This window comes from Flavobacterium limi, assembly GCF_010645075.1.
Classification (GTDB): domain Bacteria; phylum Bacteroidota; class Bacteroidia; order Flavobacteriales; family Flavobacteriaceae; genus Flavobacterium; species Flavobacterium limi.
The window spans coordinates 258507-279912 of the sequence record NZ_JAADZV010000003.1; the positions used below are offsets into that span (position 1 = coordinate 258507).

A 21406-nucleotide genomic window follows, 5' to 3' on the forward strand; every position below is an offset into this window, starting at 1 on the left:
TTAATTGGAAATTTTTTCTATTTGAAATGCAAAGAAAGACTATTTGCTAGAAATTATAGTCATAATTCCATCCCAAATTCGTCCTGAAGTTTCTTCTGGAGGATGTCTGTTAATTTTTTCGAACCATGCCTGCGCATCTTCGATACTATGTTGTGGCTCTTGCAAACCATATTCAATCTTATCAGCAATTTCACTTGCAGAATCTAACCAAATCACAGCATTTTTATTCGGCATTGAACGAAAGTGAATGTATTTATATATTTTTGAAACGGACCAGTTTTTATTCACTTTAAGCTTTACATCATAATTAATAAAAGCGCATGGCTTTTTATAAGCAGCATAATCAAAGACCATCGAGGAACCTAAATTTATAACCATTTCGGTATGCTGTATTGTATTGGTCTGTAAAATCATATCTGCTTTGGTTGGTAAAATAGTATTCCAACCTTCACCAATCTTTTCCCATAAAGGCGTAATTGGTGTTATAATATCCTGGTATTTGCCTAATACTGAATCAAAACGTTTCGAAAAATCCACCGGGCAGCGCCTCAAAAGTATTCCCAGGGAATGTCCTTTTGCATTCAACTTTCTAACAGCTTCTGCTACATCACTAAGATATTGGGGGTCATCCGGACAAGTTGTTATATCGTCACCTGAATAGCAAATGTATTTTTTATTTACATCGAGTTGATGTTCTTTGTAAAACTGTTCTTTTGACACACGCAGATTACTGTCAAAATGATTTTCAAATTGCGGCGTACCTGTTATAATTATTTGTTTTTCGCTTATGTAGGGATAATAATGAAGTAATTCTTTTTTCATATGTTCGCTCCACACAAAATAAAAATCAGTTTCAACCACCATAGTTGCTTTTGGCAAATTATCCCACGAAAAGATGAATGTTGCTGTTGGTATATTTAATTTTTTTGCTGCTAATAAGGGAGCGATTGCTAAAACCGGACGCTGATTGGTGCAAAACACAAAATCTGGTTTTTGATTTTTGAGGGTTTCCAGACACTCATTAAAATAAGAGGTACTGCTTTCTAATTTTACAATTTTTTTTCGAACTTTCTCTAATCCTTTATCTGAGGAATAAAACGTAATTAAAAATCTTGAAAATAAATTTTTTAAGGATGTTTTAAATTTATTATATGAAAATGGGAACCGATATGCGTTATACACAGGATCGTTTTCTTTTTTTATACTTAAATTAAGTTCAATATGTTTACGGGCATTTTTACAACTGTCCGTTAAAGGATTTAATTTTGCTCTTTTGATTTTAATTTCATTAAAACCCAATGTCTCTAAATCAAACGGTGTATTATTCCAATAAGTTATGTCAAAATTTTTCTCCAGACCTATTTTATGAAAATTAGAAAAAGCAAAATTCCGAAGCCCGATTCCGTCCGGTAATAAGATGAATATTTTAAAATTTGTTGCCTGTTCTTTCATTTATTTTTACAATCATTTTTAAATTAACATTATCGATAATTTATTATACACCTAATTCAATTCTAAAATAGAAAACGCTTACTATTTAATCCAATTCCTTTATAAATTTCTCTACAATAAAATCTTCAGTCATTTCCATTGATTCAATTGTTGCACCTGCAATATGAGGTGTAATAATTATTGGAAAACCTTTTTTAGATAAAGTAACTAATCTGTTTTCCTGAATTTTATAGTCTAATTCGTTTTTTAAAACATCTGTTGCAACACCTTTAATTTCTTTCTTTATTATCATTTCACAAAGTGCAGATTCATCCCAAATTCCTCCTCTTGATGTATTGATCAGTACTGCTGTATTCTGAATGCACGATAATAAGTATTTATTTACAAAATTTTGATTAGCATTATTCTGCGGAATATGAATTGTAATAATATCTGCCCATTCAAACAAAGCCGAAGGGGTATTAAATTTAAGATATGGCAGGTCGATTTCTTTGATGTCATAATAACCAACCTGCATATTAAAACAAGTGGCAATTTTGGCAACTTGTTTACCAACTCTTCCTATCCCAAGAATTGCAATTTTTTTATTTTTAAGATTATTTCCTTTAAATGCATCTCTATTCCAGTTACCCTGCTTTACATCATCAAATGAAAATGGAATCTTTTTGTATAGTGATAAAAGCAATGCCCACGTATGTTCTGCTGTCGATGGTATCTCTTCTAAAAATTCAGTTTCTCCCTTTAAACAAATTATTTGTCCTCCACGTTTTACAAAAAAATCTTCTTCTATATGATCTGTTCCGGTAGTGGCTGAAAGAATAAACTTTAAATTAGGGAGCAGTGCCAGAATCTCTCTGGTAAATTTAAAACGCAAACGGACAAAAAGAACCTCAACTTTTTCACACACATGAATGAGCTCTTCAATACTCTTAAAATCATATTGCTGAACTTCACCAATTGTTTTCAGTTTTTCAAGACCGATTTGAGTGAAATTTTCTGATTCAGTTATTGCTATTTTCATTTTTCCATTCTTCATAAATTAGACCGGCAAGCATAAAATCTTTAGGAGTATCGATATTCACATGATATTTAGAATCCATTAAATAGGCTTTTTTTCGCAAAGGCATTACCGAATTTTGAGTTAAAAATGATTCTGTTTTTACCACATAAAAACAACCATTTCTCAGATAAACAGGATCTAAATCCTGCCTTCTGACGGTTTCGCCTTTACAATTCAAAAAAGGGTTCATCATGTAATCAGAATCCAGACTATACATTCTTGCAGGGTGTGCATCATCAACAGATACAACACTAATGACACCTTCTAACGAGTTATCATTTTCAAAACAATCGATAATCTCATCCAGTTGCCCGCTTTTTCTAAAAGGAGAGGTTGGCTGTAACAATACGATTAAGTCATACTTAACAGGTAAATTTTCCAGAACGTGATGGATAGCACTTGTAACCGGGCTTGAATCTTCTGCAAATTCAGCTGGTCTGTCAATTACTTTAATATTGTTTTCAATACAAATACTTTTTATTTCATTGCTGTCTGTAGAAACAACTATATCTATCTCATATTTAGAATTATCAGCACATTCATAAGCGTGTAAAAGCAGCGGTTTTCCACCTAACAATTTGATGTTTTTCCCGGGAACGCCTTTTGAACCTCCCCTCGCAGGTATTAGGGCTAAAATTTTCATTTAATAGGATATTGTTTTATGAAACTTCAATTGAAGTTCCGCTAATAAATTTGCTATTTTCTGTCCGGCATCACCTCCCCCATAAACATTTGACGGATTAAATTTTCCATTTGTAATACAGTGCTGAATAGCTGTAACGATTTCTTTTTGATCATATGAAACATCCACAACATTATTCCCACGGTCCCTTCTATTTTGACGTGAGCCAATATTAATAACAGGAACTCCTAAAAAAGCACATTCTCGTATTCCAACACTGGAATTTCCTATCAGGCAATCACTATGTTTTAATAATTGCAGAAAGTCTTTCCCTTCCATATTCTTGAAAAAATGAACATTTGGCAGTTGATGCTGCTCTCTGAAAGCACGGATTCCTGTTGAAGTTCCATCTGCTCCGGCATCTACATTGGGCCAAAACCAAAGAGTTGGTTTCTCTAATTTGTAAACAGCTTCTAATGTGGCTTCTATATGCTTTCTGGAATCCTTATATTCAGTAGTAACCGGGTGCTGCATCACAACCAGATAACCCTGAGTCAAATCAGGTTTTGCTCCTACCCCGCCATATTTTTCATAGGGATCAAATGGAAGTTCTTTACTGTTAATCACCTCCTCTGCCAAATCTATGGAAGGACAACCTGTATTAAAAACCATTGTTGGATCTTCTCCTAATTTTATTACTCTTTCTTTAGCATTTTCCGAAGCTACAAAATGATAGTCAGCCAGCTTTGTAATAGCATGACGTACTTTTTCGTCAATATTTCCGGTCACTTCTCCTCCCTGGATGTGCGCCAAAGGAATGTTCATGTAAGAAGCCGCAATAGCAGTTGCCATTGTTTCAAAGCGGTCTGCAACCGTTACGACAATATCCGGTTTTAAATTATCAAAAACAGTAGATAGCTCTAAAATACCTATTCCTGTAGTTTTTGCCGCTGCAGTCAGATTTTCTCCTTCAAGGACATTGAATACCTTCGCAGCAATAGCAAAACCATCTTTTTCAATATAGTTAACTGCTGAACCGTAACGATCCAATAAAGCAGATGCTGCCACTATCAATTGCAATTCTAACCCCGAATGTTTATTTATGGCTGTTAATACTGTTTTTACCCTGCTATAAGATGGCCTTGCAGTAATCACAACTGCTATTTTTCGTTTAATATTCATATAAATCTGCTACATTTAAAAAATCCCATTGTTCTTTTTCGAGCTTTATTTTTTTACCTATTACTTTCTCAAAATCTACAGCAGGTATTCCATACCCTTTTGGCTTTTTAGCTTCTAAATCATCAAAAGTTAAAATATGCCCCGCGGGTAGTTTTTTGTTTACTGCTAATGATTTCTCAAAAATATTTTTCAGATTTTCAAAAGCTGATATATCATTTTTATCGATTGGATGCTGAATGGCCTTACTTATACTTCGTACACTTTCAACTAATTGCCTGGTCTCATCAATAGTCAGCGATGAATTAGAATCAGGCCCAAATTGCCTTCTGTCAAAAACCACATGAAATTCTAAAATAGCGGCGCCAAGAGCTGTAGCGGCGATAGCAGTGGCAATTTTAGCTGAGTGATCCGAATAACCAACAGTAACCTGATAACGGTTTTGCAATTCAGTTATAACATTCAATCCATACTGTTCAGGCTGCGTTGGATATGCAGTCGTACATTGCAGGATTGAAAATGAAACATTTCTGTTTTTTAAAAACTCAACCGTCATATCCAATTCTGCAAAGCTGCTCATTCCTGAAGATAAAATTACCGGCTTTTTCGTTTGGGCTATTTTTTCTAAAAGTAAAAAATTAGTAATTTCACCTGAACCTATCTTGTACCTTTGAACCCCAATTTCTTCCAGCCAGTCAACAGCCAAGTTACTAAAAGGTGAGCAGATAAATTCCAATCCGACAATATCACAGTGATTTTTAATTTCTTTCCACTGCTCCAAAGTAAAACTCATACGTTTCCAGTAATCAAATCGGGTTGCATCTTCATAAGAAAACTTTATCCGAAACGGTTCATTTAAACTGCTTTCAGCTTCTGCAATATGCATTTGAAATTTAATTGCATCAACTCCTGATGTCGACAAAGCATCGATATAAGAATGAACCATTCCTAAACTTCCCTCATGAGCCTGACCAATTTCGGCAATTACAAACGCTGAATTATTTTGTTGTTCCATTTCTGAAATTTCTATATTTGATAAATTCATAAAATGTGTTGTTATTACTTAAGAAATCGAAAAGTTTTTTCAAACAAATTAAATCCTTTTTGTATTGGAAGTTCATTTCCTAAAACCTGTTTTTAGCATTTTCAATAATTTTATCCATGCCTGAATTCCAACTTTGGGCTGAATACAAATTATCCGGAATTATAACCTCTTCCATTTCCTCCTGATTCAGAAAATCTAAAACGGCATGTTCCCATTCTTCCTGAAAATGCGGATTTTGTATTAATCTGCCCAATTTTCCATATTGTAAAACCTCCGGAACGCCTCCAATTGCCGAAGCAATACAATAACAACCTGAATGAAGGGCTTCTATTAAACTCATACCAAAACCTTCATGGCAAAGCGTTGGAAACAAGTAACAGTCTGCCATTTGATAATATTTGGGAAGTTCATTGTTTGGAATTTTCCCTAAAAATTGAACGCCCTCTATCTGATAATTTCGTGTAGCTCCAACGACTAGCAAAGCTGTGTTTTTGTTTTGTACATGTATCTTTTTCCAAACTTCCAGTATAAAATTTAATCCTTTTTTAGGAAGATCTTTAGAACACCAAATAAAAACCTTTTTGTCTTTTAAATCAAATTGTTTTTTCAGGATTATTTTTTCTGCAGAGGAAATTTTATGGAATTGATTAGTGTTAATTCCGTTATGCAATACTGAAAATTTACAAGGCAATGTAGTGTAGGTATCCTTATGGACTTTATAACTGTCATGCGTGAGTAAAATCATTTCATCAATACTTTCGAAAAACCATCTGCCTCGAAAATTTTCTAAGTAGGGTGGAAACCCATGATAAAAAAATTGAACCTGACAATTTTCTCTCAAACCTTTTTCTACCAAAAATTTTTGTAAAGGATTTATTATTCCAAAATTATCAACGATTTGAATAATGTATTTGTTATCCTTTTTAATGACCTCATTAAGTGCCTTTAAATATCCCAAATAGGGTTTTTTAAAAAATTTTCTTTTTATTTTAGCAACAATATTTTCTGATATAAATTGATATTTAACAGTATTCAGGACATGCTCAGGCTTTTGGCAAATTATATAATTTATTTGATGATTATTGCTCAGATAATTATAATAAATTGTTGTCCAGCTTCCGGTTTTAGAATAAGGAAGTGGGAATTGCGATACTAAAATTACTTGTGCCATCTCGTTTTATAAAATTATATTCTATCCTGTTTTTTAATTTTAAAACTTATACTTTTTAAGTTATTACTAACCTTATACGTATAAGGAAATTGGTGATAAAAAGAAATAATATGTAAAAGTAGCTTATCATTAATTTCTTTTAAACTATAATATTTTGGTGTTTTTTTGCCCATTTTCTTTTTGAGCTTGTATTTTAATGATGTCTGAAAATCATCTTTAACAAAACGGACTGATAAAATGCCATCCTGAAATCTTGGCAGTTCAACAAATAAAAAATGCTCAACTACTTCTGCTTTATTAATCAAAACCACATTAGTATCAAAACCTTCTAATTCATTAAACTCTGATTCTGAGATTATTCCTCCCCAGCTTTCTGAATTTACATTCCCCATTTCATTTTGAGAATTGTGTATTAAATGACGATGATTTATCTCTACAATTCGGGATAATTGCAATTCTGTATTTAAATGTAAAGTTTCTCTGCTTCTGTAATTTTTATGCCATTGATGTAGCATCAATACTTTTTGATCATAAAATTCCAGCTCACATCCCGCTTGTATTATCCTGTTGTGTATTTCAGTATCCTCTGCTCCCCAAAAATGAAAAAACTCATCAAATCCTTGGATGCTTTTTAACCTTTTAACCGGAAAAAGGGTCATTCCGGTAGAATCCCTGCTGCTTAAAAATTTAATTTTATAATGATCGTAATTAGCTCCCTCTTTTTTATTTTGGTCATCAGACATATAGCCAACCTGAAAATAAGTTGCTTTGTCAGGATTACATTTCTCTTCTAAAACCGATGTAAATTCAGGATGAAAAATCATATCCACATCAGCTGTAAAACAATATGCAGAATGAAGATTTTTCAAAACATAATTAAAAGCTTTACTCTTGTTCCATGGCTGAAACTCTGTAAACAAATAATGATAACTACAAAAAGAATAACCTTTAACAAGTTCTTTTATCTCTGAAACGATTTCTTTTTTAGAACCATAATCTACAAAAACAACATTAAAGTTTTGATTTATCTGCCTGGCTAATGAATCCAGTGAACGTTTAACACGGCTAAACTCTCTATTACGATATGCATATAAAATAGTTATCAATTGAAAATGTTTGTAGTTTGTTTGTAATTAATGTTAAGTGCCTTTAATAAATAATTTGAGTAATCTAAAGAGTACTTTTCTATTTGTCCCATAATATTTTAAAAACTCTAAAAAGAAATCTAAAAATTGCGTTTTTAATCTTTCCTTATGTGAAGTATATTTTGTTTCTCCTTTACTTGTTAATCCATCCAAATCATAAATTGCAAAAGGAATGTTTAAATGAATGAATTTAGTTTTTCTTTTAAATAAAGAAAAATGCATTTTCCAATCAGAAATATATTTTAATTTTTCATCAAAAATACTTTCACAAAAAAGAGATTTATGATAGATTACAGCTTGTTGGCATATGGTATTTGTGAAAAGGAACCGCTCATCTAAATTTGCCGGATATTCAATCTTATTTTCAACTAAATTACTCTTCATCAAATATATGGGTGCATAATAAACACCGGGACAATTTAAATTCAGAACAATTTTACTTATGATTTCTTTATCATCTATTAATACATCTCCACTGTTCAAAAACAAAAGGTAATCACCACTTGCCTGTAATATTCCCTTATTCATTGCATTATAAATACCTTTATCAGGCTCACTGACCCAATAACTCAGGTTCTCATTCTGAGAAAATAAGTATTCAGCACTTCCATCTGCTGAACCCCCATCAATAACAATATATTCAAAGTCTTTTGAGGATTGTTTAACTACACTTTCTACTGTTTTTTGCAATCCCTGAATATCATTATAATTGATCGTTATAATGGATAGTTTTAGCATTCTTTAATCAATTTTAAATTTTTGGCTCTTTCTGTCAAAGATTATTTTAGGCGGATAATCAAATATTGCTTCTTTATTTTTTCTCATTTTCATATAAAAAATAAGATCAAATATTTGTCTTAAAGGTTTGAATCGTAATTTGGCTGTTACAACATTGTGCTTTGTTATTTGTGCTACTACTTTTTTTTCTTCAAGTGAAATAAAATGGCTGACTTCATTATTTATTTTATCGCTTGCTTCATTAAAGTAGTCATCTTTATGATCCAGAGACAATTGATTTTTTGATCTTATCCGAAAACCTGCCAATAAAGCATTTGTAACATACAATTTTTCGAATCTAAAAAAACGAAGCCACAATTCTAAATCACTTGCATATTTCATTTTGGTTTCCAATTTTCCCCCTGAGATTTCCCATAAAGATCTTCGCCAAAAAACCGACTCTTGCTGTATCCAGTGGAAATTGCCGGTATAGTAGTTAAATTTTGACCATTTTTTTACTTTGCTGACCCCTATTGTCCTTCCCGTTTCATCCAGAGTAGAAGGGACTCCCTGAAGCCAGTTTACTCCATTTAAAGTAAATATTTCTGCCACAGTAAAAAAAGCTTTTGGATGATACACATCGTCTGAGTTTATCCAGGCCATAATTTCACCTGTTGATTTATCAAAACCTTTTTGAACTGCTTCATATAAACCATTATCAGGTTCGCTTACCCAATATGTTAATTGAAATTCATATTTTTTAATTATAGCAATTGAATTATCTGTACTGCCACCATCAATAATTATATACTCCAGATTAGGATAGTTCTGAGACAAAACAGACAGAATAGTATCCTCCAGATACTCTCCACCATTAAAGTTTGGTGTTACAATTGATATTTTTGGGTAATTCATTTAATTAATTCCTGCAATAATGTTCATGAATTTTTCGCCAAATAAAGCTAACTGTTTGTCATAATTAAATTCTGGCTTTTCAATTTTGTTTTGCAAAAACAAAACCATATGATCCATCAGCTCTTTTTCATCATTGGGATTAAAATAATAAGCCTGAGTCTCTAATTGCTCCTTATGAACGTTTAATGACGATACAATAAGATTTTGGTTCATCGCTTTAGCATCCTCAACAACACTGCTCCATCCTTCAAATAAGGAAGGCTGAATTACAGCTAATGCATTTTTCATGAAACATAATTGCTCGCTTCTGTCAATAAACCCTAAAAATCTCACATTGTCAGTTAGGCTGTTTTCCTGCACAAACTCCTTTATCGCTTTAAAATACTCCGGATTTCTATGATCAGATTCTTTTCCTGAAAAAAGAACCTGAAAATTAAAATCATAGTTTTCTTTCAACTTTTTTATGGCTTTTAAAACTACAATATGATTTTTATGCTGCCAAAATTGGTTAGGCGAGAAAAAATAAGGAACATCATCTAATTGATATTTATGCTTAAGTTCCTCTATTTTAATATTTGAATAATTTGGATGAAAAACAGAAAAATTAACTACATGACAATTTGATTCTGCCAATGGATATAATTTTTTAAAATCACTATAAGCATCCTTACTGCTAAACAAAATATGATTATTATTAAAGAGAATTTCTGACTGGACTTTCTTTCTAAACTCTATGTACTCTTTTGAAAACAGATGAGGCAAATGCACTTCCTGAAAATCCGGAATCCAGTATAAATGTTTTTTGATTGAATTAGGAATCTTAATTTCTGTTGGATGAAATAATACATCAATCCCAAAATTTATTTTTTTAGCACCACTTTTTTTGCGAATTATTAAACTAAATAATTTATCAAAAAACCTTTTAAAAAAAGGACGTTTTTTATATAGTTCTTTGTACGTAATGAATGGATAATCTAATTCTTTTATCGAGTCAAAAGAGCCACTATTATTACTTACAATGACCAAATGTGGCTGCTGTTCCTGTGGGAGCAATTTTAGGGATTGTATCAGGTTTTGATAGTAATAAGTACCGCCAATCCAGTTTTCATCGTAAGAATAAATTATTCCTATTTTAATTCTTTTACCCACTTTGCATATTTTTTTATACCTTCCTCTATTCCAACTGTTTTTTGAAAACCCATTTCACTAATTTTTGAAATATCTGCAACCCAATTGTTTGGATCTCCAATTTTAGTTTCTCCATTAAAAACAAGTTTTTTTTGAGGAGAAAACTCTTTAATGAAAACATTTGCCGCTTGAGCAATTGTAGTTTCAGTATTACTAGCAACATTGTAAATGGAACCCGTAAATGGAGATTTGTCAATAATTAGTTTTATAATTTCCAATAAGTCATCAATAAATATAAAATCCCTTGTTTCATTACCTGTCCCAAAAAGTGAAACTGCATTATTTTGAGCTGCTTTCTGATATAAGTCCCAAAATAATTGTTTTTTTAATCCTGGTCCGTAGGCTGAAAAAACACGTAAGCTACAAGTATTCAAACCAAAGAACTTATGATATTCTGTTAAAAGAAGCTCGCTTTGTAATTTATGAAATCCATAAGGAGATAAGGGTTTGCAATCCGTGCTCTCTGAAATTGGCAGAACCTTAGGGTTACCGTAAACTGCAGCACTGGAAAAATTAATAAACTTACAATTACTATTATAATCCCTAATTGCTACTAATATTTTTTGTACATTAACAACATTTAGTTCAAAATCTAAAGAAGGATTCTCAAACGAAAAACCAACGTGAGCAGACCCTGATGCATTAATACAAACATCAAATTTATTTTCTTTAAAAGCTACAGAAAAATCAGAATTTTTACGTTCTATTTTATAAAATTTTTCCTTTTGACTTGCATTAACATCTGCTTCCCAGACTTCAAATCCTTTATTAGAAAAATAATCTACACAATGGCTTCCAATAAATCCTTTAGAACCTATGATTAATATTTTCATTGATTTTTGTTATATTCTGGCAGATACTTCACTATAACTGCCGGGTTTCCCACAACTACTGTCCAGGGTTCTACATTTTTTGTTACCACACTTTTTGCTCCAATTACTGCTCCTTCACCTACTGTCACTCCTTTTAAAATTGTTACACCAAAACCAATCCATACTTTTGATTCTATAACTATGGGAGCATCTGCAACATAAGACCAGTTTTTATTTGCCACATTATTTCCATTGCAATTTATATAATCATCATAGCATTGATGATTATCGCTTTTTCTTTCTTCCCAATAAATACTGTGCGAATTATGATCGTAAATAGTGATTCCCCAAGCCATTGTCACGTCATTATGAATCTCTATTTTATTTCTGCTAATGAAAGTCACACCTCCTAAATGAACATTGTTTCCTATAATTATTTCGCCTCTTGCAGACTCAAAAATAAAATTAGCATTGATAATTCCTTTTTCTCCTATAGTAATATATTGGCGATTTTCAATTTGATCAATGACGTCAAAACGAATAGTACAATTCTTCATAAATGTAGAATCTTCCTTTGTGAAATAGTTTTGATATCTTTCTAATGAAGTCAAAACCTTTTTCTTTTTTTTTAAGATATTGAGGATTTTACGAATCATTTAATCTTATTTTTAAAATATCGAAAAACTCTAAAACCAAAATTAATAATTTTATTTCGCTGATATTTTTTTTCTATTTGAAAAAGGGTAAGTCTTCTGGCTTTCTTATTTTTTTTATACTTCTTCCAATTTTTATAAAGTTCAAAATATATATTTGCCTGTGTTTTTATATTAAATTCTTTTTCTACCTTTTGCAAAGCATTTTTACTTAATTCGAATAAAAGGTCTCTATCGTTATTAAGCGTTGCGATTTTATCAACCATTGCGCATACATCATTTAAATCTACCACATAACCAATATCTGATGTAATAACTTTTTTTATTCCTTCACTAAAATTATATACCACAGGAACGCATCCAACACTCATAGATTCAAGCAGAGAAACGGGTAATCCGTCATGCGATGAGGGCAATATATACACATCTTGCATCTTTAAAATTTCAATAACTTCCGTATCATTCCTGGGTATGCTAAATTGAAAATTTTCGAGATGCTCAACTTCATTTTTAAAGTTTTCCCTTTCTTCTCCGTCTCCTAAAATTGTCCAGTTGACATGTATATTTTTATCTAAAAGCCCTTTATTTATTTTTGGCAAATCATAAATCCCTTTTAGTTTTACATGTCGGGCCAGAAAAACTAAATTTAATTTACTGTTTTCATTCTTATTTCGTGAAAAATTTTGAATTTTGACACCGTGCTGAATAAAATGAATATCATCTAATCTTGTTGGCAGCATTTGTTTTATATTCTCATAAATTTCAATATTATGAGCAATAATCACGTCCATTAAATAATCATATTTTTTTACTAAGTGTAAAAAACCTTTGTCATGGCAGATAAAATACACTGTTTTTTTGGACTTAGGAAAATAACTTAATGCAATTAATTCTTCTTGCAGATTAGCTACAATTGCTCCTTCCTTATTTGATATATGATGATTGAATTTTTTTGCTAAATCATATTCTGGTTCATTTTCAAATTCAAAAATAACATCATTAGCTCCTAATGTAATATCTTCAAGTCTTTTTGCTTCCCAATGTAATGGATCTAAGTAAATACATTTAATATCAAAGTAATTGTCAGGTTTATTCGCAATCATATTTCTATGAAAACTTGATCCGCCCCCCATTAGATTTTGACTAATAACAATTAATTCAGGTTTAGAATTCATGTAATTTTAATTTAGACTCTACCAATTAGGTCAATAAGTTCTACTTTATTGGTTCTTGTATTATAAACCTCTTTTCCTATCAATGTATTTCGTTTCTCAACATCTGAGAATTGTTCACCATCTATCTTTCTACTAAGTGAAAATTTTGCATTCTTAAAACCTTCTTCAACAGAAAGTTTTTTTAAATCTTTCATTTTATCATTTCTAATAAAATATGCATTGTTACCTTGTGAGTTACAACCGACAAAACTATAACCTTTTTGTTCTGCTAAATCACATAGCGAAACTAAAGATGTTCCCCAGTAATACATGTCATTTTTTTTATCCCAAACGAAATCTTGTTTGTATGGAATTGTCCATGAATTTAAGCCAAATTCAGCATTGTATTCTGAAATTACAATAATAGGATTAATGTTTTCTAAAGATTTCCAAATCCAATAATCATTTCCATCAATATCTATACTTAATAAACCGGGTTCAACATTAAAATTTCGAGATTCTATTAATTCATTTATATTGTCTTTAGTAATGAAAGAACATATTGATTGAAGATCAAAAAAATAACTCACTACATCATTTTTAATATAATCTATATTTTTTTTGTCTCCATCAATAACTAACCCTTTCCAGTTATCATTGAATAATAAAAATCTTGTATTTGACTCAATATATTTTTCAACTCCAAACTCAATAAAAGTTTTATTTGGAATTTCTAAATAATTTATTAGCCATTGAATAATACCGTCATCACCGAATTGTGAAAAAACCTGAAATTCTACTTCATTAATGTTATTTATTATTGTTTTTTGAGAATTTAATTGAGACTGAATTTGCCCCATATTCACTTTTACATTTTTATAACTATATAAATCTCTTTGATAGTCTTGATTCATTTTTTTAACCCCATAATATATCGAATTAAATTTTTGAATAAAGCTTTTAAATTTGTGGAATTTTTCTAAAATAAAGCTCATGAAGTATATTTTATTATTTTCATTGGATTACCAATACAAACGGCAAATTCAGGTATATCTTTAGTTATTATTGTGTTTGCGCCAATAATTGCTCCTTTCCCTATTCTAACTCCTTTTAATATTGTTGAATTAAAGCCAATCCAAACATCATCTTCAATTATTATTTCTTTTTCATCAAGATAATTTTCTTTTTGTAAACCGTTAGATATTATATGCTTAAAATCTTCATGTCGTAATTGAGACTCTAAAGGATGCGAATTATTATCGTGTATATTAACATTGTGAGATATTAAAACTCGATTTCCTATACTTATTTTTTTGGCAGACCAGATTTTTGTTCTTTCACCTATAAACGAATAATCTCCAATATTAATTTCTCCACCATGTGCAAATATTAAAAGTTCTCCTTTAACATCACAGTAATCTCCTAAGATTATTTTTGTTTTATCCGCTAAATTATTATAGATTTTTGCTTCACTAAAAATTCTGCTATTATTTCCAATGACAGCACTATTATTATTTAAATAATCTATTTCTTTTTGCTGTTTCAATTTTAAAATAGCATCATTTTTTTCATGAACTTTATAAAGAAAATCATTTAAATATTTTTTGACGCTTTTCATAATTAAATGATTTCCCATTTAGAATTAATAATTACATTTCCATAATCTATACCTTCGTATTTTGAAAAAATTGTTCCAGTATCATGTATTTTTATGTTGCAAACATTCTCAATAACATCATAAACTCTACCATTAAATTCATATAATGCAAAAATAAAACTATAATGATTTGGTGCTATAATATTACTTGGTACAATAACTTCAACTGTAAAATTATCTTTTGAATTATCCACTATAATATCAACAAGATTATTCATGAATGTACAAACTCTAGTATTAAATTTATCTTGAAGTCCAATTCCTAAAACAACATTTTTAAAATCCTCTTTAATAGCAATTGACAATCTAATTTTGATGGATTCGTTAAATCCAAAATAATCTGTATTTTGATTGTTTGAATTAATTGTTTCAATTTTTGTAAAAAATATTTTCTTACTATTCAAAGATTCTACATTCGGTAAATATAAATTTGCTTTAGTTTCACCTGATTCTGGGAGCAAATATTGTTCTATAATTTCTGAAACTGTACCACAGTCAACAATTCTACCTTTATCCATAAGCATCCCTTTATTACACAATGTTGCTACAGATCCTAATTGATGGCTTACAAATAATATTGTTCTTCCTTCGCTTTTAGAAATATCCTGCATCTTGCCTATGGCCTTCTTTTGAAACTCTGCGTCTCCAACGGCTAAAACCTCATCGACAACTAGAATTTCAGGTTCTAAAAAAGCAGCCACAGCAAAAGCCAGACGAACTGTCATTCCGCTGCTGTATCGTTTTACCGGTGTATCAATATAACGTGAGCAACCAGAGAAATCAATAATTTCATCAAGTTTTGAAGTTATTTCTTTTTTGGTCATTCCCAGAATGGCACCGTTTAAGAAAATATTTTCTCTACCTGTCATTTCTCCATTAAAACCGGTTCCAACTTCTAAGAGAGATGCAATGCGCCCTCGTGATTTAATTGTTCCTGTACTTGGTGCTGTAACTTTGGATAAAATTTTTAAAAGTGTCGATTTTCCTGCACCATTTTTCCCTATAATACCCAAAACATCCCCACGCTGAACTTCGAAATTAATATCCTGTAAAGCCCATACATAATCAGAATTTCCTTTTGTTGAGCGATCATTTGTATCGCCAATTTTTAAATAGGGGTTTTCCTTGCCTCTAATTTTATACCACCAGCGATTTACGTCGTGACTGATTGTGCCGGTACCGACTTCTCCTAAACGATATTGCTTGGAAATATTTTCTGCCTTTAAAATAATATCTTTCAAATTAGATAATTATATTGTTTTTTATTCAATTATTTTTCCTCTCAATTAAACTGTATCTATAAAACTTTTTTCTGCCTTATTAAAAACCAATAAGCCAACAAAAAATACTATAATTGTAAAAGTGAAGGTATATAGCAATCCTGATAATGAAATATGACCAAAATTCAAAAGCATGTATCGGGATGTTTCAATGATATAAGCTAAAGGGTTATATTCAACAACCCAACCATACGATGGGAGTTTACTTTTGACCAATTCCATAGGATACATGACTGCCGATAAATACATCAACAATTGTATCCCAAAAGCTATTAAATAACTAAAATCTCTGTATTTGGTTACCATTGATGAGATTATCATTCCGAGACCTAAGCCTAAAATACCCATAATAACAATTAATACAGGAAAAAATAAAATGGAAAGATTTAATGTTAGATTATATCCGTCAAAATAATAAAAGATATAAAAGCCTATAAAAATTAAAAACTGAATTCCGAATTTCATTAAATTAGAAATTACAACAGAAAGCGGTGTAATGATTCTTGGGAAATAAACCTTACCGAATATACTGGCATTTGTTTTAAAAGTATCTGCAGTCCCATTAAGGCAGGCTGCAAAATAGTTCCACATTGTAATTCCAGCTAAATTAAACAAGAATGAAGGAAGCCCTTCTGTTTTAATTCCAGCTACATTATTAAAAATTATTGTAAAAATAACTGAAGTAAATAAAGGCTGAATTAAATACCACAGCGGGCCTAAAACTGTTTGTTTATAAACAGTAATTACATCTCTTTTTACAAACAAAAATAATAAATCTCTGTATTGCCAAATTTCTTTGAAATTTAGAGAGAAGAAATTATTTTTTGGTGTTATTTCAAACAGCCAGTCTTTATTATCAGTATTATTCATTTACAAATTAACAGGATTTTTACCAGTTCCGAAAAAGATTAAAAAGCAAAAAGGCGTTTTTTTAAAACACCTCTATTACATCATATATTATATCAACATTTATTTATCCAAGACTTCAAAAGTTGAGTTCATACTTTTAAATTCAGGAACAATTTTTTTCATTTTACTTACTATCTCATCATTGCTATAAAAATCCGAAATTTCTATAAGTTCTTCAATTTCAATATGTAAATTCTCATACTCATCCTGAATTTCCTGTGCTATCATGATCTTGTTATGATAAGTAGGCAAAGTTTTTGAAGTATCATTTAATAATTCTTCATATAATTTTTCACCTGGTCTCAGACCTACAATTTTTATTTTGATTTCTTTATCAGGAATAAAACCGGCTAACTTAATCATTTTTTTAGCTAAGTCAATAATTCTTACCGGTTTTCCCATATCAAAAATATAAATCTCTCCACCATTTCCCATTGCTCCAGCCTCTAGAACCAGCTGACAGGCTTCAGGAATGGTCATAAAGTAACGGATGATATCCTGATGTGTAATTGTAACAGGGCCTCCATGTGCAATTTGTTTAGTAAAGAGTGGAACTACTGATCCATTAGAACCTAAAACATTTCCAAAGCGGGTTGTAATAAATTTGGTTTTACACTCTGATTGTTCTTTTTGATTTTTTAAAAACAATGACTGGACATATTTTTCGGCAATACGTTTACTTGCCCCCATAACGTTACTAGGATTTACAGCCTTATCCGTAGAAACCATTACAAACTTCTTTACTCTGTACTTACAGGATAAATCGGCTAAATTTTTTGTGCCCTTAACATTTGTAAGAATTGCTTGTGAAGGGTTTTCCTCCATTAACGGAACATGTTTATAAGCTGCAGCATGAAAAACTACCTGAGGCCTAAAATCGGCAAAGACTTTTTCTAAGGCTTTTTTACTTTTGACATCTGCAATAATGGCCCTGATTTTAGTTTGAGAATCTAATGCAAGGGTTTCTAAGCATAAATTATGTAAAGGCGTTTCTGCATGATCCAAAATGACTATTGTTTTGGGATTAAATCCTAAAACCTGCCTTACAATTTCGCTTCCAATAGAACCAGCGGCACCTGTAATGAGTATAACCTTATCCTTTAATTGTTTAGATATTGATTTGCTGTCCAATACGATTGGTTTTCTTTCTAATAAATCCTCAATCTGAATATTCTTTACTTTTTGAGAAATTTCTTTTTGGTTTTCCCAGTCAGAAATTAACGGTACGGTATAAACTCTATAATTGAATTCTAAACATTGGTCTACAATAATTAACTGTTCATCTTTTGATAAACTTTTGTCTGCAATAATAACAGCTTCAGCAGCAACTGACCGCATTAAAGCAGGTAATTTTTTCTTTTGAATCAATATAGGCAAATCCAGCATTCTCTTTGAAGCATTTTGGTTGTTTTTATCAACAAAACCAACAATCTTGAATCTTGAAGGGGTTTCAAATTTTAATGCGTTTGCCACAGAAATCGCATTAGCATCTGTACCATAAATAACTGTGCGTATTAATTTTGAATCCGTTTTCTCTGAAAAATAGATTTCAAAAGTTTGTTTTACAACAACTCTATATAAGAATAATCCGCAAAAAGACAGCACTAAGTTTATAAAAAGTGCCGTATTTAAAAACGCCTTATGCCCCGAATATAATTCAAAAACTAAATTGAAAATCAAAAAGAAAATCAAAACCGACATTTGAGAAAACAGCAGCTTTATTGCATCAATGTAAGAAGAATGCCTGATTATTCCTGAATATGTCCTGAATAGCCAGAAGAAAAATACATTGACAAAAATAAGAGCAGATACAAAATAAAAATGGTATGATGTTATAATATATCCTAATGCTGTTCCTTCAAACAACATATAAGTAAATGTAAATGAAAAGATAAGAACCATTATATCGATAGCAACGATAATCCACCTTGGCAAATAGCTAAGGTTATTAATATTTGCTTTTAGATTTCTTGGCGAAAAACTGTTATGCAGCAAAGCAGACATTTTGGTTTGTTTATCTGTATTCAAATTCTTTTTATTTAGTATTGAAAACTAAGAACACTTACAAAAGTACTAATTAAAGATTCTAAAAAAATATTTCTTTAAATTAAAACCTTACTCCTTTTTTCTTTTGTTTCAAAAATTCAATCAAATAAGCTCCATATCCGGATTTAACCAAAGGTAATGCAAGTTCTTCTAATTGTTCATCAGAAATAAAGCCTTGTCTCCAGGCAATTTCCTCAATACATCCCACTTTTAAGCCCTGTCTTTCTTCTAAAACCTGAACAAACTGTCCGGCCTGCATTAAACTGTTGAAAGTTCCTGTATCAAGCCAGGCAGTACCTCTGCTTAAAATACCTACTTTCAATAGTCCTCTTTCCAGATATACTTTATTAACATCTGTGATTTCATACTCGCCCCGGGCACTTGGCTTAATGCTTTTCGCTATTTCTACAACTGAATTGTCATAAAAGTACAATCCCGGAACTGCATAGCTTGATTTTGGAGCTTGTGGTTTTTCTTCTATAGAAATAGCTTTTAAGTTTTCATCAAACTCTACTACCCCATAACGTTCAGGGTCTGATACGTGGTAAGCAAATACGACACCTCCGTTTGGTTTAGTATTTGATTTTAAAAGTTCCTGCATGTTTGAACCAAAAAATATATTATCCCCTAAAATCAGTGCTACATCATCATTACCAATGAATTCTTCCCCAATCACAAAAGCCTGGGCCAAACCATTCGGGATTGCCTGCTCAGCATATGTAAATTTGCATCCTAAACCGGAACCATCTCCTAATAATTTTTTAAAATTTGGTAAATCGTGAGGCGTAGAAATAATCAATATTTCATTTATTCCAGACATCATCAATGTTGATAATGGATAATAAATCATTGGCTTATCATATACGGGCATCATTTGTTTACTCATAGCGAGAGTCAAAGGGTGTAATCGTGTTCCTGAACCACCAGCTAATATAATTCCTTTCATAATATAAATTTTTAAATTTCTTTATTGTTATCTGAAATATTCTTCGTTCAATCTCAAGTCCTTTTAAACATTTTCTTTAAACTTTCTTTATAATCCGGAACATCTAAATTATAAATTGTTTTTATTTTATTCTTATCTAATAATGAAAATTCCGGACGCCTTGCCGGGGTTGGATATGATTGAGAAGGGATACCTTCTACTTTACATTTATAATTTCCAAATTCTTTAATGCTCAACGCAAATTCATACCAGCTTATTTCACCTTCGTTGGAATAATTATAAATTCCCGGCATCCATCTCTCAGATTCTAAAATATCCATCATCGCTTTTGCTAAATCTGCTGCATATGTTGGTGAACCTATTTGGTCATTAACTACATTAATGGATTCTCTTTCCTGCATCAAGCGCTGCATTGTTTTAACAAAATTATTTCCAAATTTACTATATACCCAGGAAGTTCTGATAATAATTGAACCTTGATTTTCTTCCTGACAGGCAAGCTCACCAGCAAGTTTACTGGCTCCATAAATATTTATCGGATTTGTTTTGGCTTCTTCATTTAAAGCTAAAGATGAGGTTCCGTCAAAAACATAGTCTGTTGAGATATGAATTAGTTTCACATCGTTATCTTTCGCATATTTTGCTATCAACTTTACTGCTAAATGGTTTACAGTAAAAGCCAGATCTTTTTCTGATTCTGCTTTATCAACAGCTGTGTAAGCTGCGCAATTCAAAATTATATCCGGCTTTGTTTCATTCAGCTGTGCCTTTAGCAAATCAAGATTATCTAAAGTAATCTGGGTTCTGTCTGCAAAACACCATTCATATTTAGGATACACAGAAGAAAGTTCTAAGAGTTCTGATCCTAATTGCCCGTTTGCTCCTGTTACTAAAATTTTTTTCATTAAAACAAACTATTACAATTTTCAATAAAAGGTAAAATCTGATCTTTTTCAGACACAATTGCCTCATTTAAATCCATTCCCCAATCAATATTTAAAGATGGATCGTCAAACTTGATGCCTCCTTCAGAAGCTTTATTATAAAACTGATCACATTTGTATAGCACTGAAGCTGATTCACTAACAACAGAAAAACCATGTGCAAAACCCTGAGGAACTAATAATTGTTTCTTATTTTCTGCAGAAAGTAAAATGCTAAATGATTTTCCATAAGTTGGAGAATCCTTTCTTAAATCTACTGCAACATCAATGATTTCACCTTCTAAAACACGCACCAGCTTAGTTTGCGCAAAAGGTGGGTTTTGATAATGTAATCCTCTTAACGTTCCTTTTTTAGAAAAAGATTGATTATCCTGAACAAAATCAATATTTATCCCTAATCCCTCAAATTTAGTTTTACTGTAAGATTCAAAAAAATAACCTCTTTCATCTCCAAAAACTGTTGGCTCTACTATTATTAAATCTTTTATAAACGTTTCTTCAATTTTCATAT

The 21406-nt window shown here is 31.1% G+C and carries 21 protein-coding genes; all 21 read right to left on the minus strand.

Translation table 11 applies throughout. The features are described 5' to 3' along the window. Positions 1–39 precede the first annotated feature (39 nt). Complete coding sequence (locus GXM16_RS08260) at positions 40–1452, minus strand: glycosyltransferase family protein (RefSeq protein WP_163393921.1); 1413 nt, start codon at positions 1450–1452, stop codon at positions 40–42. Positions 1453–1537: 85 nt separating this feature from the next. Then, positions 1538–2473 (minus strand): NAD(P)-dependent oxidoreductase, encoded by a 936-nt coding sequence (locus GXM16_RS08265; protein ID WP_163393922.1) that lies wholly within the window; start codon positions 2471–2473, stop codon positions 1538–1540. Continuing rightward, on the minus strand, positions 2454–3155 hold the full coding sequence (locus tag GXM16_RS08270) for an acylneuraminate cytidylyltransferase family protein (protein ID WP_163393923.1): 702 nt from the start codon (positions 3153–3155) through the stop codon (positions 2454–2456). The genes GXM16_RS08265 and GXM16_RS08270 overlap by 20 nt, the downstream gene beginning before the upstream one ends. After that, positions 3156–4316 carry a UDP-N-acetylglucosamine 2-epimerase gene (gene neuC, locus GXM16_RS08275; RefSeq protein WP_163393924.1) on the minus strand — a complete coding sequence of 387 codons (1161 nt, stop codon included), beginning with the start codon at positions 4314–4316 and terminating at the stop codon, positions 3156–3158. Further along, positions 4306–5358 carry an N-acetylneuraminate synthase family protein gene (locus tag GXM16_RS08280; protein WP_229684280.1) on the minus strand — a complete coding sequence of 351 codons (1053 nt, stop codon included), beginning with the start codon at positions 5356–5358 and terminating at the stop codon, positions 4306–4308. The genes neuC and GXM16_RS08280 overlap by 11 nt, the downstream gene beginning before the upstream one ends. Before the next feature lie 79 nt (positions 5359–5437). Continuing rightward, positions 5438–6529, minus strand: a complete 1092-nt coding sequence (locus tag GXM16_RS08285) for a glycosyltransferase family 4 protein (protein ID WP_163393925.1) — start codon at positions 6527–6529, stop codon at positions 5438–5440. Positions 6530–6543: 14 nt separating this feature from the next. After that, positions 6544–7635 carry a glycosyltransferase family 2 protein gene (locus GXM16_RS08290; RefSeq protein ID WP_163393926.1) on the minus strand — a complete coding sequence of 364 codons (1092 nt, stop codon included), beginning with the start codon at positions 7633–7635 and terminating at the stop codon, positions 6544–6546. A 33-nt stretch (positions 7636–7668) separates the two neighbouring features. Next, complete coding sequence (locus tag GXM16_RS08295; RefSeq protein WP_262892351.1) at positions 7669–8412, minus strand: glycosyltransferase family 2 protein; 744 nt, start codon at positions 8410–8412, stop codon at positions 7669–7671. Positions 8413–8415: 3 nt separating this feature from the next. Further along, positions 8416–9306 carry a glycosyltransferase family 2 protein gene (locus GXM16_RS08300; protein WP_163393928.1) on the minus strand — a complete coding sequence of 297 codons (891 nt, stop codon included), beginning with the start codon at positions 9304–9306 and terminating at the stop codon, positions 8416–8418. Next, positions 9307–10455, minus strand: a complete 1149-nt coding sequence (locus GXM16_RS08305) for a glycosyltransferase (RefSeq protein ID WP_163393929.1) — start codon at positions 10453–10455, stop codon at positions 9307–9309. Beyond that, positions 10434–11327 (minus strand): NAD-dependent epimerase/dehydratase family protein, encoded by an 894-nt coding sequence (locus tag GXM16_RS08310; protein WP_163393930.1) that lies wholly within the window; start codon positions 11325–11327, stop codon positions 10434–10436. The genes GXM16_RS08305 and GXM16_RS08310 overlap by 22 nt, the downstream gene beginning before the upstream one ends. After that, positions 11324–11962: an acyltransferase gene (locus tag GXM16_RS08315; RefSeq protein WP_163393931.1), complete on the minus strand. Its 639-nt coding sequence runs from the start codon at positions 11960–11962 to the stop codon at positions 11324–11326. Before GXM16_RS08315 ends, GXM16_RS08310 begins: the two co-directional genes overlap by 4 nt. Beyond that, positions 11959–13134, minus strand: a complete 1176-nt coding sequence (locus GXM16_RS08320) for a glycosyltransferase family 4 protein (RefSeq protein ID WP_163393932.1) — start codon at positions 13132–13134, stop codon at positions 11959–11961. Before GXM16_RS08320 ends, GXM16_RS08315 begins: the two co-directional genes overlap by 4 nt. An 11-nt stretch (positions 13135–13145) precedes the next feature. Then, positions 13146–14108, minus strand: a complete 963-nt coding sequence (locus GXM16_RS08325) for a hypothetical protein (RefSeq protein ID WP_208797379.1) — start codon at positions 14106–14108, stop codon at positions 13146–13148. Continuing rightward, complete coding sequence (locus GXM16_RS08330) at positions 14105–14731, minus strand: acyltransferase (RefSeq protein WP_163393933.1); 627 nt, start codon at positions 14729–14731, stop codon at positions 14105–14107. Before GXM16_RS08330 ends, GXM16_RS08325 begins: the two co-directional genes overlap by 4 nt. A gap of 2 nt (positions 14732–14733) precedes the next feature. After that, complete coding sequence (locus GXM16_RS08335) at positions 14734–16011, minus strand: ABC transporter ATP-binding protein (protein ID WP_163393934.1); 1278 nt, start codon at positions 16009–16011, stop codon at positions 14734–14736. A gap of 45 nt (positions 16012–16056) precedes the next feature. Further along, the gene (locus GXM16_RS08340; protein WP_163393935.1) at positions 16057–16920 is read right to left on the minus strand and encodes an ABC transporter permease; all 864 of its coding nucleotides are present in this window, start codon (positions 16918–16920) and stop codon (positions 16057–16059) included. A 99-nt stretch (positions 16921–17019) separates the two neighbouring features. Next, positions 17020–18987 (minus strand): polysaccharide biosynthesis protein, encoded by a 1968-nt coding sequence (locus tag GXM16_RS08345; RefSeq protein ID WP_163393936.1) that lies wholly within the window; start codon positions 18985–18987, stop codon positions 17020–17022. A 79-nt stretch (positions 18988–19066) separates the two neighbouring features. After that, a complete protein-coding gene (gene rfbA, locus GXM16_RS08350) occupies positions 19067–19951 on the minus strand; it encodes a glucose-1-phosphate thymidylyltransferase RfbA (RefSeq protein ID WP_163393937.1) in 885 nt (294 codons plus the stop codon). Between the two features lie 53 nt (positions 19952–20004). Then, the gene (rfbD, locus tag GXM16_RS08355) at positions 20005–20856 is read right to left on the minus strand and encodes a dTDP-4-dehydrorhamnose reductase (RefSeq protein ID WP_163393938.1); all 852 of its coding nucleotides are present in this window, start codon (positions 20854–20856) and stop codon (positions 20005–20007) included. Continuing rightward, positions 20856–21404 (minus strand): dTDP-4-dehydrorhamnose 3,5-epimerase, encoded by a 549-nt coding sequence (gene rfbC / locus GXM16_RS08360; RefSeq protein ID WP_163393939.1) that lies wholly within the window; start codon positions 21402–21404, stop codon positions 20856–20858. Before rfbC ends, rfbD begins: the two co-directional genes overlap by 1 nt. Positions 21405–21406: the final 2 nt, after the last annotated feature.